This is a genomic window from Luteimonas sp. GW821-FHT14E02 (assembly GCF_058803905.1).
This window is the reverse complement of record NZ_JBXAPK010000002.1, coordinates 193,398-208,756: the sequence shown is the minus strand read 5'-3', so window position 1 is coordinate 208,756 and position 15,359 is coordinate 193,398. Positions and strand designations below refer to the sequence as shown.

At 65.2% G+C, this 15,359-nt stretch carries 12 protein-coding genes; 6 read left to right on the top strand and 6 right to left on the bottom strand.

The genetic code is table 11. From position 1 onward, the window contains the following. Positions 1 to 5: 5 nt before the first annotated feature. Complete coding sequence (otsA, locus tag AC1RNP_RS03960) at positions 6 to 1,376, top strand: alpha,alpha-trehalose-phosphate synthase (UDP-forming) (RefSeq protein WP_493049952.1); 1,371 nt, start codon at positions 6 to 8, stop codon at positions 1,374 to 1,376. 159 nt (positions 1,377 to 1,535) lie between these two features. On the opposite strand, the gene pgeF is transcribed toward otsA, so the two are convergent. Then, positions 1,536 to 2,315 carry a peptidoglycan editing factor PgeF gene (pgeF, locus tag AC1RNP_RS03955; RefSeq protein WP_493049951.1) on the bottom strand — a complete coding sequence of 260 codons (780 nt, stop codon included), beginning with the start codon at positions 2,313 to 2,315 and terminating at the stop codon, positions 1,536 to 1,538. Then, on the bottom strand, positions 2,312 to 3,298 hold the full coding sequence (gene rluD / locus AC1RNP_RS03950; RefSeq protein WP_493049950.1) for a 23S rRNA pseudouridine(1911/1915/1917) synthase RluD: 987 nt from the start codon (positions 3,296 to 3,298) through the stop codon (positions 2,312 to 2,314). Before rluD ends, pgeF begins: the two co-directional genes overlap by 4 nt. A gap of 92 nt (positions 3,299 to 3,390) precedes the next feature. Here rluD and AC1RNP_RS03945 point away from each other — a divergent pair, with 92 nt between their 5' ends. Then, complete coding sequence (locus tag AC1RNP_RS03945; protein WP_493049949.1) at positions 3,391 to 4,275, top strand: outer membrane protein assembly factor BamD; 885 nt, start codon at positions 3,391 to 3,393, stop codon at positions 4,273 to 4,275. 100 nt (positions 4,276 to 4,375) lie between these two features. Here the strand turns inward: AC1RNP_RS03945 and AC1RNP_RS03940 are convergent, their stop codons facing one another. The 4 genes from AC1RNP_RS03940 to sucC form a co-directional block, all read right to left on the bottom strand. Continuing rightward, the gene (locus tag AC1RNP_RS03940) at positions 4,376 to 6,028 is read right to left on the bottom strand and encodes an NAD+ synthase (RefSeq protein ID WP_493049948.1); all 1,653 of its coding nucleotides are present in this window, start codon (positions 6,026 to 6,028) and stop codon (positions 4,376 to 4,378) included. 13 nt (positions 6,029 to 6,041) lie between these two features. After that, complete coding sequence (locus AC1RNP_RS03935; protein ID WP_493049947.1) at positions 6,042 to 6,788, bottom strand: hypothetical protein; 747 nt, start codon at positions 6,786 to 6,788, stop codon at positions 6,042 to 6,044. 57 nt (positions 6,789 to 6,845) lie between these two features. Next, a complete protein-coding gene (gene sucD / locus AC1RNP_RS03930; protein WP_493049946.1) occupies positions 6,846 to 7,721 on the bottom strand; it encodes a succinate--CoA ligase subunit alpha in 876 nt (291 codons plus the stop codon). A 116-nt stretch (positions 7,722 to 7,837) separates the two neighbouring features. After that, on the bottom strand, positions 7,838 to 9,007 hold the full coding sequence (gene sucC, locus AC1RNP_RS03925; protein ID WP_493049945.1) for an ADP-forming succinate--CoA ligase subunit beta: 1,170 nt from the start codon (positions 9,005 to 9,007) through the stop codon (positions 7,838 to 7,840). 268 nt (positions 9,008 to 9,275) lie between these two features. On the opposite strand from sucC, the gene AC1RNP_RS03920 reads away from it, so the two are divergent. From AC1RNP_RS03920 to pilB, 4 genes are all read left to right on the top strand, one after another. After that, on the top strand, positions 9,276 to 10,889 hold the full coding sequence (locus AC1RNP_RS03920) for a sensor histidine kinase (RefSeq protein WP_493049944.1): 1,614 nt from the start codon (positions 9,276 to 9,278) through the stop codon (positions 10,887 to 10,889). Positions 10,890 to 10,997: 108 nt separating this feature from the next. After that, a complete protein-coding gene (locus AC1RNP_RS03915) occupies positions 10,998 to 12,389 on the top strand; it encodes a sigma-54-dependent transcriptional regulator (protein WP_493049943.1) in 1,392 nt (463 codons plus the stop codon). Positions 12,390 to 12,740: 351 nt separating this feature from the next. Continuing rightward, positions 12,741 to 13,238 (top strand): pilin, encoded by a 498-nt coding sequence (locus tag AC1RNP_RS03910; protein WP_493049942.1) that lies wholly within the window; start codon positions 12,741 to 12,743, stop codon positions 13,236 to 13,238. A 156-nt stretch (positions 13,239 to 13,394) separates the two neighbouring features. After that, the gene (gene pilB / locus AC1RNP_RS03905; RefSeq protein WP_493049941.1) at positions 13,395 to 15,119 is read left to right on the top strand and encodes a type IV-A pilus assembly ATPase PilB; all 1,725 of its coding nucleotides are present in this window, start codon (positions 13,395 to 13,397) and stop codon (positions 15,117 to 15,119) included. Positions 15,120 to 15,359: the final 240 nt, after the last annotated feature.

The following is a 15,359-nucleotide window of genomic DNA, read 5'->3' as shown; positions in this document are numbered from 1 at the left end:
CAGTCATGAGCCGCCTGGTCGTCGTCTCCAATCGCGTCGCCATTCCCGGTGAAAGCCGGGCGGGCGGTCTCGCCGTCGGTTTGCAGGCGGCGCTGCGGGAGCGCGGTGGACTGTGGTTCGGCTGGAGCGGAAAGACCGTGCGCGAGGCCAGCGGCGCGCTGCATGAGCTCCGTGACGGCGACATCCGCTACGTCACCATCGATCTCAACAAGCCCGACCTCGACGCCTATTACAACGGCTTCGCCAACCGCACGCTCTGGCCACTGCTGCACTTCCGCCTCGATCTTGTCGACTACACCCGCGAGACGCGTGAAGGCTATCGCCGCGTCAACGCGCTGTTCGCCGAGAAGCTGGCACCGCTACTGCGTGACGATGACACAGTCTGGATCCACGACTATCACCTGATCCCGCTCGCATCGCTGCTGCGCGAACGCGGGATCGGCGCACGGATCGGCTTCTTCCTGCATGTACCGATGCCCTCCGCCGACCTGGTCGCGGCGATGCCGGAACATGCGCGGCTGTTCTCCGCGCTGTACGCCTACGATCTGGTCGGCTTCCAGACGTTCCGCGATGTGGAGCGCTTCCAGGATTACGTGCGCTTGTTCGGCGGCGGCCGCGTGCTTACCGGAGGCGTGCTGGAGGCACCCGGCGGGCGCCGCTTCCGCGCGGCGGCGTTTCCGATCGGCATCGATACCGAGCTCATTGCCCAGCAGGCGCGCGCGGCCATGAGCAAGAACGCGGTGCGCGACTTGCGCCGCAGCCTGCACGAGCGTCAGCTCGCCATCGGTGTCGATCGCCTCGATTATTCGAAGGGACTGCCGGAACGCTTTCGCGGCTTCGAGCGATACCTGGAACGCCATCCCGATCAGCGCGGCAGCCTGACCTATCTGCAGATCGCGCCGGTCTCGCGCGGCGAGGTCTCCGAATACCGCCTGCTGCGCAATGAGCTGGAACAGATCGCCGGCCACATCAACGGCACACATGCCGCACCGGAATGGACGCCGCTGCGCTACGTCAACCGCAACTTCGCCCATGCCACGCTGACGGGCTTCTATCGAATGGCACGCGTGGGATTGGTGACGCCGCTGCGCGACGGCATGAATCTGGTGGCCAAGGAATACGTGGCGGCGCAGAACCCGGAGGACCCCGGCGTGCTGGTGCTCTCGCTGCTGGCTGGCGCCGCATACGAACTGAAGGAAGCGCTGCTGGTGAATCCGCACGATCTCGACGGCGTCGCCGATGCCATCGCGACCGCCGCCAACATGGCCAAGGACAAGCGCATCGAGCGTTGGCAGGCGATGATGGCGCATCTGCGCGAGCACGATATCGGCGCCTGGTTACGCGATTATTTGAAAGCGCTGGGCGAGGAGCAGTAACGAAATGCTCTCTCTGTCATTCCCGCGAAGGCGGGAATCCAGAGTCTTTCCTGCCGCCATTGAAGAATTGAAGCCGCTGGATGACCAGCCATTCGACTGTTGAAAGCCCCCGCTTTCGCGGGAACGACGAGCAAAAGCAACGACAGATACTTCCCCAGCTCACGAGTCGCTGTTGAACCAGGCGATCGTCGCCATCCGCCCGGTGCGCTGATCTCGACGATGCGAATAGAAGCGCTGCGAATCCGAGATCGTGCATAACCCGCCACCCTGCACGCGCGTCACGCCGGCATCTTCCAGGCGCTGCCGGGCCAAGGCATACAGATCGACGCGCCAATGCCCCGGACGCGTCGCGGCGAAAGCGGCTTGCGCGCGCGCGTCGCGCGAGACGAACGCATCGAAGACTTCCTCGCCGATCTCGTAGGCCTGCGGTCCCGCCGCTGGACCGAGCCACGCCACCAGGCGTTCTGGCGCACAACGCATTGCAGCAACAGTGGCTTCCAGCACACCCGCCGCCAATCCGCGCCAGCCCGCGTGCGCGGCGCCGACGCCCGTCGCCTCGCCATCGTCCACGGCGGCGAACACCACCGGCAGACAATCCGCGGTGAGAATCGCGAGCACCGTGCCCGGCGTTGACGTCACCGCCGCATCCGCCTCGGGCTCGTCGGCACCGGGTTTGACGGCAACGGGCTCCACGGCGACATGCGTGCCGTGCACTTGCCGCAGCCAGCGCGGCTGCGACGGCAGGCCATAGGCTTCGACCAGCGCCTGGCGATTGCGCTCGACCGTCGCCGGATCGTCGCCGTCCGCCGCCGTGCGATTGCCAAGATTGAAACTATCGAACGGCGCCTGCGAAAACCCGGGGCCATCGCGCAACGTGGTGAACGCATGCGCGTTCGCCGGAACATTCCAGTCCGCGGGCTGTACACCTTTCCGCTTCATCGCCGCGTCACTTGGGCGTGTTCGGCCGCATCCTCACGCAACAGCCGCATCAACGTCCGCATGTCCTCCGGCACCGGTGCGCTGCAGCGTACCGGCTCGCCGCTCAGCGGATGCTTGAATTCCAGTGTCTGCGCATGCAGGGCCTGGCGCTTGAATTCACGCAACGCCGTCGTCAACGCCTCCGATGCGCCCTTGGGCAGGCGCAACGGTCCGCCGTAGAGCGGATCGCCGACGATCGGATGCTTCAGATGCGCCATGTGCACGCGAATCTGATGCGTGCGGCCAGTTTCCAGCCGGCATTCGAGCGCGGTGTGGGCGCGATAGCGTTCGTGCAGGCGGTAATGGGTGATCGCTTCGCGGCCGTCGTCGCGCACGGCCATGCGCAGGCGATCGCGTGGATGACGATCGATCGGCGCATTCGCGGTGCCGCCGCTGACCAGGGCGCCGACCACGATGGCGAGGTACTGGCGATGCACTTCCCGCGCCGACAGTTGCGCGACCAGCGCGGTGTGCGCGGGCAGCGTGCGCGCGACCACCATCACGCCAGAGGTGTCCTTGTCGAGCCGGTGCACGATGCCGGCGCGCGGCAACGCGGCCAGAGCCGGATCGCGATGCAGCAGGGCGTTGACCAGGGTGCCGGCGCGATTGCCTGCGCCAGGGTGCACCACCAGGCCCGCCGGCTTGTTCAGGACGAATACGTCGGGATCCTCGTGCAGCAGATCGAGCGCGATGTCCTCGGGCGCGTCGTCGGTGCGGGTGTCGAGGATCGCCGTCAGCGTGACCGTCTCGCCGCCGCGCACCGGATCACGGGGACGCGCGACATCGCCGTCCAGGCGGGCATCGCCGGATTTGATCCAGGCCGCCAGCCGCGAACGCGAGAATTCAGGGAACAGCTCCGCCAGCACCGCGTCGAAGCGGCGGCCGGCCGCGCTGTCGGGCACCTGCGCGGTACGAGGATCGATGGAATCGGGGGACTGGGGCATGGACGGGTTCGGTTCAGGCGCCGGCCGCGGGCGGCGGGCGTGGGCTGCTATTATCCGGCCTTCGTGCCGCCCCTGCCCAATCCTGCTCCCATATGACCCCACGACTGCCTGCCCCGCGCCACATTCTGGTCCTGCTGATGCTGGCCGTTTTCGCCGTCTCCGGCTGCTCGCGGGTCAAGGGCATGTTCAAGAAGGACAAGGACGAGCTGGAAGGCCAGCCGGTCGAGCAGATCTTCGAGAAGGGCCACTCCTCGATGGAACGCGGCAACTGGGACGGCGCGGTGAACACCTATCGCCGCCTGATCGCGCAGTATCCATACGGCCCGTACACCGAACAGGCGCTGGTGGAAACCGCCTACGCACAGTTCAAGCAGGGCAACAACGAAGAAGCGATCTCCTCCATCGACCGCTTCCTGCGCACCTACCCCACGCACCGCAACGCGGCCTACATGTACTACCTGCGCGGCCTGGTGAACTCCAACCGCGACACCGTGTTCCTGCAGAAGGTCTGGCAGCTGGACGCCAGCCGCCGCGACCTGGCCACGCCGTTCCAGGCCTACAACGACTTCACCATCGTTACCGACCGCTATCCGAACAGCCGCTACGCCGCCGACGCGCGCCAGCGCATGGTGGCGTTGCGCAACCTGTTCGCGCGTCATGACATGGACGTGGCGCTGTACTACCTGCGACGCGGTGCCTACGTCGGCGCGGCCGACCGTGCCAAGTTCCTGCTGGAAACCTACCCGCAGAGCGAATACCAGAACGACGCCGTGGCCGTGCTGGCCGCGTCTTACGACAAGCTCGGCAACAAGACGCTCGCCGACGATGCCAAGCGCGTGCTGGAAATGAACGATCCGCAGCACCCGTACTTGAAAGGCGACTGGCCCGACTATCCATGGACCATCCGCAAGCTCAATCCTTTCGCCAGCGAGAAGTCGGCGCTGGACAACGAAAAGAAAAAGAAAGAGAGCAACTGACACCCAGCATCACGAGAACGCCGCCGAAAGGCGGCGTTCTCGTTTTCACACTCTTGATTCAATCCCGATCCGCGTCGCGCCCGATCTGCGGTCGCGTGGTTCAGGCGGGATACTTGTTGGTGATCGGATAGCGCCGTTCGCGCCCGAACGCGCGGCGCGAGACCTTCGGTCCCGGCGCGGCCTGGTGCCGCTTCCACTCGCTCGTCCGCACCAGGCGCAGCACGCGATCGACGGTGGCGGCATCGAAGCCGGCCGTGACGATCTCGTCGCGCGACTGCTCCTGGTCGACAAAGCGCAGCAGGATCGCGTCGAGCACGTCGTAGGGCGGCAGCGAATCCTGATCTTTCTGGTTCTCGCGCAGTTCCGCCGAGGGCGGCCGGCTGATGACCTCCCACGGGATCACCGGCGCGCCGGCCACGGCGTTGCGCCATTTCGCCAGCGCGAACACCTCGGTCTTGTACAGGTCCTTGATCGGCGCGTAGCCGCCGCACATGTCACCGTAGATCGTGGCGTAGCCGACCGCGTATTCGCTCTTGTTGCCGGTGGTGAGCAGCAGGCCGCCGAACTTGTTCGACAACGCCATCATCAGCACGCCGCGGGCGCGCGACTGCAGGTTCTCCTCCGTGGTGTCGACCGCGCGCCCCTCGAAGGTGTCCGACAACGTATCGAGGAAGCCCTGGAACGGTTTCTCGATCGGCAACGCCAGCAGGCGCACGCCCAGCGTTTTGCACTGCTCGACGGCGAGATCGTTGGACAGATCGGCCGTGTAGCGCGAGGGCATGCGCACGGCGGTCACGTTCTCCGCGCCCAGCGCGTCGACGGCGATCGCCAGCACGAGCGACGAGTCGATGCCGCCGGACAGCCCCAGCCAGACCTTGTCGAAGCCATTCTTGCGGCAGTAGTCGCGGGTGCCACGCACGACCGCGCGCCAGGCCAGCGAGTCGCGGCTCTCCTCGCTCTCGGCCGGCCACGACACGAGCGTGAACTTGCGCGTCGATGGCGCGTAATCGGCCACCAGCCAATGTTCCTCGAACGCGCGCGCCGCCGGATGGATGAAGCCGTCGCCGTCAGCCAGTACGGAAGCACCATCGAACACCAGCGCGTCCTGGCCGCCGACCACGTTGAGATAGGCGACCGCCGTGCCGAGTCCGTCCGTCCGTGTTTCGGCAACACGCGTCTCAAGCAGCGCATCGCGCTGCGCATGCTTGTCGCGCTCGAACGGCGATGCGTTGGGCACCAGGACCAGCTGCGCGCCGGCGCGCACGGTGTCGGCCAGAGGTTCGGCGAACCACATGTCCTCGCAGATCACCAAACCGACCGGCACGCCCTTCACCTCGAACACGCATGGCCCACCGTCGGGATCGACGTTGAAGTAGCGGCGCTCGTCGAAGACGTTGTAGTTCGGCAGTTCGCGCTTGCGGTAGGTTGCTTCCACGCGACCGTCGCGCAGCACGCTGGCGGCGTTGTAGACCACGCTACCGGCTGATTCCGGCCAGCCGACGACCGCGACGATGCCCCGCACGCCGGCCGCCACGCGTCGCAGCGCCGCCTCGCAGTCGGCGAGGAACGACGGCCGCATCAGCAGGTCTTCCGGCGGATAGCCGCTGATCGCGATTTCCGGAAACAGCACCACATCGGCGCGATGCACGTCGCGTGCCTCGGCGATCATGCCCGCGATGCGCTCGGCATTGCCGGCGACGTCGCCGACTGGAAAGTCAAACTGTGCGAGTGCGACGCGGAGCGATTGGCTCATGGTGATTGAACACTTATTGTTCGGTCGGCTGCGGCTGCATCGAGGGCAATCCCGCGAGGATCGGCGTCACCCATTCGTCCACAGCGCCGCTGCTCCATGGACTGTCCGGACGAGTCCGGAACAAATTATGCGTGCCGGTCACCGTCCGCCACTTCTTCGGCGTCATGACCGCGGCCTTAAAGGTTTCGGTGCCTTTCACCAGCCTGGCCGAATCCTGCGCCGCAACAGCCGAGACGATGTCCTGTTCGATGCCCGCATCCAATTCCGGAATTTCGCAACTGAAACTGACTTCGGCGATCTCCGCGTCCTTGAACGCTTCACCGCCCATCGAGCGCTGCACATCATTCGGTCCGAGCTTGCTGGTCGTCGCCTTGCACTTCGCATTGGCGACGACGTGGTCGGTTCCCTGGAAATAATTCAGGAATGCCGAAGCAAGCACCGGGCGCTCGGCTTCGGGAGCCTCCGCGGCAATGTCCCTGGCTCGCGCCTCGTCCTGTTGGGGCTTCTCTTCGGCGAATTTGCGCAACTCGCCCAGGTCGTAGGCATCACCGCCGGAAAACTCCGGCTTGAGGTACTCGTTCAGGCGGCGCGCACTGTCGAGATCGCGGTTCACGAAGACCTGGATGTACAGGTCGGCGACTTGCTCCGGCGTCAGCGTCGAGGCCGCGGACGCTGCGCCGGAAGACAAGGCGGAAATACCAAGCACGCACGTCAGCAACGACGCTCTTGGGACGAGAAATCGGTTCGGCTGTCCTTTCATGAATCATTCCTTGTGGCGATGACTGTCCAGTGCATCCGCATGCCGGGTATGGCCAGATCAGTGGCCGAGTCGCTTCGCGATCGCGGCCCCCAGATCGCCCGGCGACTTCACCGTGGTCACGCCGGCCTTCTCCAGCGCGGCGAACTTGCCTTCGGCCGTGCCCGCGCCGCCGGAGGCGATCGCACCGGCATGGCCCATGCGCTTGCCCTTCGGCGCCGAGGCGCCGGCGATGAAGCCGACCACCGGCTTGGTGACGTACTGGCTGATGAACTCGGCCGCTTCCTCTTCGGCGGAACCGCCGATCTCGCCGACCATGATGATGCCCTCGGTCTGCGGATCATCCTGAAAAAGCTTGAGCGCCTGGATGAAGTTGGTGCCGTTGATCGGGTCGCCGCCGATGCCGATGCAGGTGCTCTGGCCGAGACCGGCGTCGGTGGTCTGCTTGACCGCTTCATACGTCAGCGTGCCAGAGCGCGAGACGATGCCCACCTTGCCCGGCTTGTGGATGTGGCCCGGCATGATGCCGATCTTGCATTCGCCCGGCGTGATCACGCCCGGGCAGTTGGGGCCGATCAGCACGGCGTCGTCGTAGCCCTTCAGGGTGTTCTTCACGCGCAGCATGTCGAGCACCGGAATGCCCTCGGTGATGCAGACGATGACCTTGATGCCGGCATCGGCCGCTTCGAGGATCGCGTCGGCCGCGAACGGCGGCGGCACGTAGATGACCGAGGCGTCGGCGCCGGTTTCGGAGACGGCTTCGGCCACGGTGTTGAACACGGGCAGGCCGAGGTGTTCGGTGCCGCCCTTGCCGGGGGTCACGCCGCCGACGACCTTGGTGCCGTACTCGAGCATCTGTTCGGCGTGGAAGGTGCCCTGCTGGCCGGTGAAGCCCTGCACGATGACTTTGGTGTTTTTGTTGATCAAAACGGACATTGCGATTATTCCTGTAGGGCGGGCCTTGGCCCGCCATCGGATCGGTGCGGCGGGCCAAGGCCCGCCCTACGGTTTACGGTTCGGTGCGGCGGGCCTGGGCCCGCCCTACGGTGACGTCACGCGGCCTTCTTCACGGCCTCGACCGCTTTCTTGGCGCCGTCGTTGATGTCGTCGGCGGGCGTGATCGCCAGGCCGCTGCCGGCCAGGAGCGCCTTGCCTTCCTCGACATTGGTGCCTTCCAGACGCACCACCACCGGCACCTTGACGTCCACTTCCTTCACCGCGGCGATGATGCCTTCGGCGATCATGTCGCAGCGGACGATGCCGCCGAAGATGTTGACGAAGATCGCCTTCACGCTGTCGGAGGAGAGGATCAGCTTGAACGCCTCGGTGACGCGCTCCTTGGTGGCGCCGCCGCCGACGTCGAGGAAGTTGGCCGGCTCGCCGCCGCTCAGCTTGATCACGTCCATCGTCGCCATCGCCAAGCCCGCGCCGTTGACCATGCAGCCGATGTTGCCGTCCATGGTCACGTAGTTGAGGTCGTACTGGCTGGCGCGCACCTCGGTCTCGTCTTCCTGGCGGATATCGCGCATCGCGACGAGTTCGGGATGGCGGAACGAAGCGTTGTCGTCGGAGTTGATCTTGCCGTCGAGCACGGCGAGGTCACCACTGGTGAGGATCGCCAGCGGGTTGAGTTCGACCAGCGCCAGGTCCTTCTCGTTGAACAGCTTGTACAGGCCCAGCATGATCTTGGTCAGCTGGTTGACCTGCTTGGCGGTCAGGCCGAGCGCGAAGCCGAGGTCGCGGCACTGGTAGGGCTGCAGGCCCTGGACGAAGTTGACGTGCAGGGTCTGGATCGCGTCGGGGTTCTCCACCGCGGTCTTCTCGATCTCGACGCCGCCGTCGGCGGAGGCAATGAAGGTGACCGACTGCGTGCCGCGGTCGACCAGCACGGAGAGGTAGAGCTCCTGGGCGATGTCGGTGGCCTGGGTGACGAGCACCGTGTCCACCGGCAATGCGACACCGGCCGACTGGTAGGTGGCCATCTTGGTGCCGAGCATGCCCTTGGCGTATTCGCGCACTTCATCCAGGGTCTTGGCGAGCTTGACGCCGCCGGCCTTGCCGCGGCCGCCTGCGTGGATCTGCGCTTTCACTACCCAGAAGTCGCCGCCGATGGCCTTCGCGGCGTCCACCGCTTCTTCCGGCGTGCGCGCGACGCGCCCGGCCGGGACTGCAATGCCGTAGTCGGCAAACAACTGCTTCGCCTGGTATTCGTGGAAATTCATGTGGGGTCCGGTCGTGGGGAACGAATCGCCCGCAGCGCGATGCTGCCTGGGCAGCCAGGGGGTGCGGACGGGGCATGTATTCTCGCCGATGGGGGGGCTGTCGGCAAAATTGCATGCTCCCGCAAAAAGGCGTACCGCTCCTGCCCGCATCGATGGCCGGCGGAGCCTGCCCGGATTAGGATGCCATCCATGGCGCAACTCCCCCGACTTCGGAAACCCCGACCCGGCCATCCATGGCCGGACGTCCGGAACGGCAGGCGACGCCAATATGGCATCGTCTAAGCGCCGCCCCGAACCCAGTGCGCTCGGCCGCGAACTGTATCTGTTCGCGCTGTACCGCCTGCTCGAAGCCTCGCTGCTGGCGCTGATGGTGTTCAGCCCGGCTGGCGCCTTCATCGGCGAGCCGCGCGACGCCCTGCTCGCGGAATCCGTGGCCTTCGCCTACGCGCCGATGGCCCTGGTGCTGGTGCTGTATGCGCGCCATTCGGCGGCGTCGCCCCGGTCGCAGGCCCTGATCGGCGCCGTGCTCGACATCACCGTCGCCGCCCTGATCACCCACGCCCTGCCCGGCGCCGGTCCGGGCGTGGCGATGATGCTGATGTTCAACGTCGGCGCCGCGGCGCTGCTGGTGCGGATCGAACTCGGCCTGGCCGTCGCCACCGCCGCCGTGCTGGCGCTGATCGGCGAATACCTCTGGAACAGCCTGAGCGCCGACGCCTACGACCGCCCGCTGGCGGAAGTGCTGATGTTCTCGGTGAGCTTCTTCGCCATCGCCACCTTCAGCAACCTGCTCGGCCGGCAGATCCGCGAAAGCCAGGAGCTAGCCGAACAGCGCAGCGCCGAGGCGGCCAATCTCACCGAGGTCAACGGCCTGATCATCCGCCGCATGCGCACCGGCGTGCTGGTGGTGGATGGCGGCGGTTTCGTGCGGCTCGCCAATGAGGCCGCGCTGCTGCTGCTCGGCGAATCGCGCGAGGAGCAGGCGGCGCAGAAGCCGCGCAACCTGCGCATCATGGCGCCGGAGCTGGCCGATCGCCTGCAGGCCTGGCAGGCCGGCGGCGAAATCGACGACACGCCGCTGCAGATCGGCGACGAGCGCATCGAAGTGCTGCCGCGGTTCGCGCGGCTGCTGGCCAAGGGCGAGACCACGCTGGTGTTCCTCGACGATGCCTCGATGGTCTCGCGCCGTGCCGAGTCGCTGACGCTGGCGGCGATGGGCCGCTTCTCCGCCAGCCTCGCCCACGAAATCCGCAATCCGCTCGCGGCCATCAGCTACGCCACGCAATTGCTGCAGGAGTCGAACGAGATCTCCACGCCCGACCGGCGCCTGCTCGACATCGTGCATCAGCAATGCATGCGCACCAACGCCATCGTCGAGAGCGTGCTCGGACTGGCGCGGCGCGAGCGCGCGCATGCCGAGCATCTGGATCTGGTCGACTTCGTGCGCCGCTTCCTCGAGGAATTCCGCCAGAGCATGCCGCCGGACGTCGACAGCCTGTCGATGAGCAGCGCCGCCGGCTCGCAGCCGGCCCTGGTCGATCCGCGCCACCTGCAGCAAATCCTCACCGTGCTGGTGCAGAACGCGCTGCGCTACGGCCGCATGCCCGGCGCGCCCGCGCGCGTGATCCTGCGCGTGGAGGCGCGCGGCAACATGCCGGTGCTGGAAGTGCTCGACCGTGGCCCCGGCATTCCCGACGCCGTCGTGGCGCAGCTGTTCCGACCGTTCTTCACCACCTCCGAGCACGGCACCGGCCTCGGCCTGTACATCGCCCGCGAGCTCTGCCACGCCAACGGCGCCAGTCTCGACTACGTAGCGGTCCCCGCTGGCGGCGCCTGCTTCCGCATCACTCTGCCCGGCCCGGACTCGGTGTTACCGTTGTAGCGCCGGTCACAAAAACGCGTCCAAATCGTGCGCCATGCACTGATCGGCTTGCAAAAGCATAAAATCGACGTAACTGGTCACCCGGCCTTGCATATATAAGGTGTGCGAATGAGTGAGACCCGCAGCGTCCTGATCGTCGACGACGAGCACGATATCCGCGAGCTGCTGGTCCTGACCCTCGGCCGCATGGGGCTGCGCACCGATACCGCGCCCACGCTCGGCGTCGCGCGCGAGATGCTGTCGACCGTCAGCTACGACCTGTGCCTCACCGACATGCGCCTGCCCGACGGTTCGGGCCTGGAACTGGTCAGCGAGATCAGCACCCGATTCCCCAACACGCCGGTGGCAATGATCACCGCCTACGGCAACGTCGAAGCCGCGGTGGAAGCGCTCAAGGCCGGCGCCTTCGATTTCGTCAGCAAGCCGGTCGACATCAACGTGCTGCGCGGCCTGGTGCGGCAGGCGCTCGATCTCAACCAGCGCCGCCGCGCGCAGCCGGAGGAAAGCAGCCGGCTGCTTGGTAATTCCGAAGCCATGGTCGGCCTGCGCGAAACCATCGCCAAGGTGGCGCGCAGCCAGGCGCCGGTGCACATCACCGGCGAGTCGGGCACTGGCAAGGAACTGGTCGCCCGCACCATCCACGCCCAGGGAGCGCGCGCCGGCGGGCCGTTCGTACCGGTCAACTGTGGCGCGATCCCGGCCGAGCTGATGGAAAGCGAATTCTTCGGCCACAAGAAAGGCAGCTTCACCGGTGCCCATGCCGACAAGCCCGGCCTGTTCCAGGCCGCCGACGGCGGCACGCTGTTCCTGGACGAAGTGGCCGAGCTGCCGCTGCCGATGCAGGTCAAGCTGCTGCGCGCGATCCAGGAGAAGACGGTGCGGCCGGTCGGCTCCTCCAGCGAAGTGCCGGTGGACGTGCGCCTGCTCTCGGCCACCCACAAGGATCTCGCCGCCCTGGTCGCCGACGGCCGCTTCCGCCACGACCTCTACTACCGCATCAACGTCATCGAACTGCACGTGCCGCCGCTGCGCGATCGCGGCGGCGATCTTTCACTGCTGTCGCAGGCCATCCTGCAACGCCTCGCTCAAGCGATGCAGCGGTCGGCGCCGAAGCTGTCCGACAGCGCGCTGTCGGCGCTGGAAACCTATGGCTTCCCCGGCAACGTGCGCGAACTGGAAAACATCCTCGAACGCGCCCTGGCCCTGGCCGACAACGACGCCATCAATGCAACCGATCTGCGCCTGCCGACCGTGGCCGTCGTGTCTCCAAGAAGTCCCGCGGCTGCAACATCGCCGGCCGTCGCCGCTCCGGATCCTCGCACCCTGAGCCCGCGCGACACCGCCAGCAGCGCCCTGCCCTCCTACATCGAAGAAATCGAGCGCGCGGCCATCCAGCAGGCCCTGCAGGAAAACCGCTACAACAAGACCAAGGCCGCCGCCGCGCTCGGCATCAGCTTCCGCGCATTGCGCTACAAGCTGAAAAAACTCGGCATCGACTGACGCGACCCGTCGCGGATCAGTTGGCGGGAACGAAGAACGGCTCGATCGCGCGCCACCAAATTGTCGATGCCAATCACGCTTCGTGATTTTTTCCACGATCCAAGCTGGCAAAACGCGTCACTTCAGGCTCTGAAAACTGACGCAACGCGTCATTAGTGACAAAGCCTGTCGGGGTTCTTTCCGTGACTGCCCCAACAGATCGGAACCAAGATGCAAGACGTTGCCGAGTTGGCACGGCTCATGCTTACTCCCCAGCGCACGTGCTATGCGCCCGGCTGACTCAACGGACGGGAATGCTGCGCATGCGGCATGTGAAGCATCCAACCACCACCTTCTGAGGGGAATACACGCATGAAGAAGCAGCAGGGCTTTACCCTGATCGAACTGATGATCGTCGTTGCGATCATCGCCATCCTGGCCGCGATTGCGATTCCGCAGTACCAGAACTATGTCGCTCGTTCGCAGGTCACCCGCGCCATGGGTGAGGCAGGGCAATTGAAAACAGTCGTAGAAGATTGTTTCAACAATGGCAAGGTCAACATCACCGCTGCAGCTGGCCCGACCAATTGCAATCCTGGCGCCACCGCTTCTAGCATTTTGACCGGCGCATCCCAAGGGGATCCGCTCCCGGATGCAGCGCACACCGGCGTCCCTGTGATTGCCCCAAATCCGATGACGGCCGATGCAAATGTCACCATTACTGCCACGCTTGGCAACTCTGCTTCCACTAAAGTGGCAGGCGACACTGTTGTCTGGACTCGCGATTCCGCGACAGGCTCTTGGGCTTGCTCTAGTACCACTGAAGACCGTTTCGCTGCGACTGGTTGCCCAGTTGCTGCTGCTCCTTAAGATTCTCAGGCTAGGCACGATCACAAACCCCGCCTTTCTGGCGGGGTTTTTCTTTTCCGGGCTTCATTGCGCTCGCAATGTTAGATCCAGCTCGAAATCACACCGTCATCGCCGGATTGCGGTAAAGTCTCAACATAGGGGAACGGGTCGAAGGGTATGAACGCAGTCCCGACAGCCAATCTCGTCGGCATCACCGGCATCGCTCGGCGGCTGGTGCTGGACGGCGTCCTGGACGAAGCTACGGCGCGCAACGCGCTTGATACAGCGACGCGCGAACGCAAGCAGATCGCGGCTTATCTGCGGGAACACAAACTCGTCACGGCGGCGCAGATGGCGGCAGCCAACTCCATCGAGTTCGGCATGCCCATCTTCGACCCCGCGGCGATGGACGAGAGCCAACACGCGCTCAAGCTGGTCCGGGAAGACCTCCTGCAAAAGCATGGCGTGCTGCCGCTGTTCAAACGCGGCAACAAGCTCTTCGTCGGCACATCCGATCCCAGCGATCACCACGCACTGGACGAGATCAGGTTCCATACCAATCTCACAGTGGAACCAATCCTTGTCGACGAGGAAATCCTCCGCCGCACCACCGAGCGCTGGATGGAAAGCGGCGACATGCTCGGGGATGCGCTCAACGACAACAGCGGATTCGATCCCCTCGACGTCGGCACCGGCGATGATCTCGACGCCGACGCTATCGTCGACTCCAAGGGCGATGACGCACCCGTCGTGAAATTCGTCAACAAGGTGCTGGTGGATGCAATCCGCCGCGGCGCCTCCGACATCCACTTCGAACCTTACGAACACGATTATCGCGTCCGCCTTCGTATCGACGGCCTGCTCAAGCAGGTGGTGAAGATTCCAGTCAAGCTCAACCCACGCATCACCGCGCGCCTGAAGGTCATGGCGCAACTGGACATCGCCGAAAAGCGCGTTCCGCAGGATGGCCGCATCAAGCTGCGCATCAGCAAGACACGGCAGATCGACTTCCGTGTCAGCACCCTGCCTACTCTCTTCGGCGAAAAAGTGGTGCTGCGTATCCTCGATGGCGGTGCGGTCAAGCTTGGCATCGAGAAGCTCGGTTACGAGCCCGAGCAGAAGCAGCTGTTCGTCGATGCTGTGAGCAAGCCCTACGGCATGGTCCTGGTCACAGGCCCGACCGGTTCGGGCAAGACGGTATCGCTGTACACCGCGCTCAACCTGCTCAACGACGATCAGCGCAACATCTCCACAGTCGAGGATCCGGTCGAAATCCGCGTCCCCGGCATCAACCAGGTACAGATGAACGTCAAGCGCGGCATGACGTTCGCCGCCGCCCTGCGCAGCTTCCTGCGTCAGGACCCGGACGTGATCATGGTCGGCGAGATCCGCGATCTGGAAACCGCGGAGATCGCGGTCAAGGCCGCACAAACCGGTCACATGGTGCTGTCGACCCTGCACACCAACGATGCGCCGCAAACCATCGCACGTCTGATGAACATGGGTGTGGCCCCCTACAACATCACCAGCTCCGTCACGCTGGTGATTGCCCAGCGCCTGGCGCGGCGCCTGTGCAACAACTGCAAGCGCCCGATGGAATTGCCAGGTCATGCCCTGCTGGCCGAAGGCTTCACCGACGAAGAAATCCAGGAGGGCATCGAACTCTTCGAAGCCGTGGGCTGCAATGAATGCACCGAAGGCTACAAGGGACGCGTCGGCATCTACCAAGTGATGCCGATGAGCGAACAGATCCAGACGATCGTGCTGCAAGGGGGCAGCGCACTGCAGATCGCCGAGGCCGCGACCGCCGCGGGCGTGCGCGACCTGCGCCGATCCGCGCTGGACAAGATCAAGGCGGGCGTCACCAGCCTCGCTGAGATCAACCGCGTCACCAAGGACTGACCGAATGCGTCACATGGGGACGACGCTTCGTATCAATCCATGCCAGCCGTCACATTCGCATCCATCAATCGCAACCGTAACCCGCTACTATTGAGGAATATTGAAATCCAGCGCACGGACGCCGGACCAGGGGAATCCAAGCATGGCTGTAACTCGTAGCGTCGCCAAGACCGCCGCGCCCGCACGTCAGGGCGTCAACCTCAACACGTTCGTCTGGCAAGGCACCGACAAGCGCGGCGT

Excerpts from the sequence above, each read along its gene's own strand:
- otsA (WP_493049952.1), top strand. The coding sequence starts at position 6 with ATGAGCCGCCTGGTCGTCGTCTCCAATCGCGTCGCCATTCCCGGTGAA.
- pgeF (WP_493049951.1), bottom strand. The coding sequence starts at position 2,315 with ATGAAGCGGAAAGGTGTACAGCCCGCGGACTGGAATGTTCCGGCGAAC.
- rluD (WP_493049950.1), bottom strand. The coding sequence starts at position 3,298 with ATGCCCCAGTCCCCCGATTCCATCGATCCTCGTACCGCGCAGGTGCCC.
- AC1RNP_RS03945 (WP_493049949.1), top strand. The coding sequence starts at position 3,391 with ATGACCCCACGACTGCCTGCCCCGCGCCACATTCTGGTCCTGCTGATG.
- AC1RNP_RS03940 (WP_493049948.1), bottom strand. The coding sequence starts at position 6,028 with ATGAGCCAATCGCTCCGCGTCGCACTCGCACAGTTTGACTTTCCAGTC.
- AC1RNP_RS03935 (WP_493049947.1), bottom strand. The coding sequence starts at position 6,788 with ATGAAAGGACAGCCGAACCGATTTCTCGTCCCAAGAGCGTCGTTGCTG.
- sucD (WP_493049946.1), bottom strand. The coding sequence starts at position 7,721 with ATGTCCGTTTTGATCAACAAAAACACCAAAGTCATCGTGCAGGGCTTC.
- sucC (WP_493049945.1), bottom strand. The coding sequence starts at position 9,007 with ATGAATTTCCACGAATACCAGGCGAAGCAGTTGTTTGCCGACTACGGC.
- AC1RNP_RS03920 (WP_493049944.1), top strand. The coding sequence starts at position 9,276 with ATGGCATCGTCTAAGCGCCGCCCCGAACCCAGTGCGCTCGGCCGCGAA.
- AC1RNP_RS03915 (WP_493049943.1), top strand. The coding sequence starts at position 10,998 with ATGAGTGAGACCCGCAGCGTCCTGATCGTCGACGACGAGCACGATATC.
- AC1RNP_RS03910 (WP_493049942.1), top strand. The coding sequence starts at position 12,741 with ATGAAGAAGCAGCAGGGCTTTACCCTGATCGAACTGATGATCGTCGTT.
- pilB (WP_493049941.1), top strand. The coding sequence starts at position 13,395 with ATGAACGCAGTCCCGACAGCCAATCTCGTCGGCATCACCGGCATCGCT.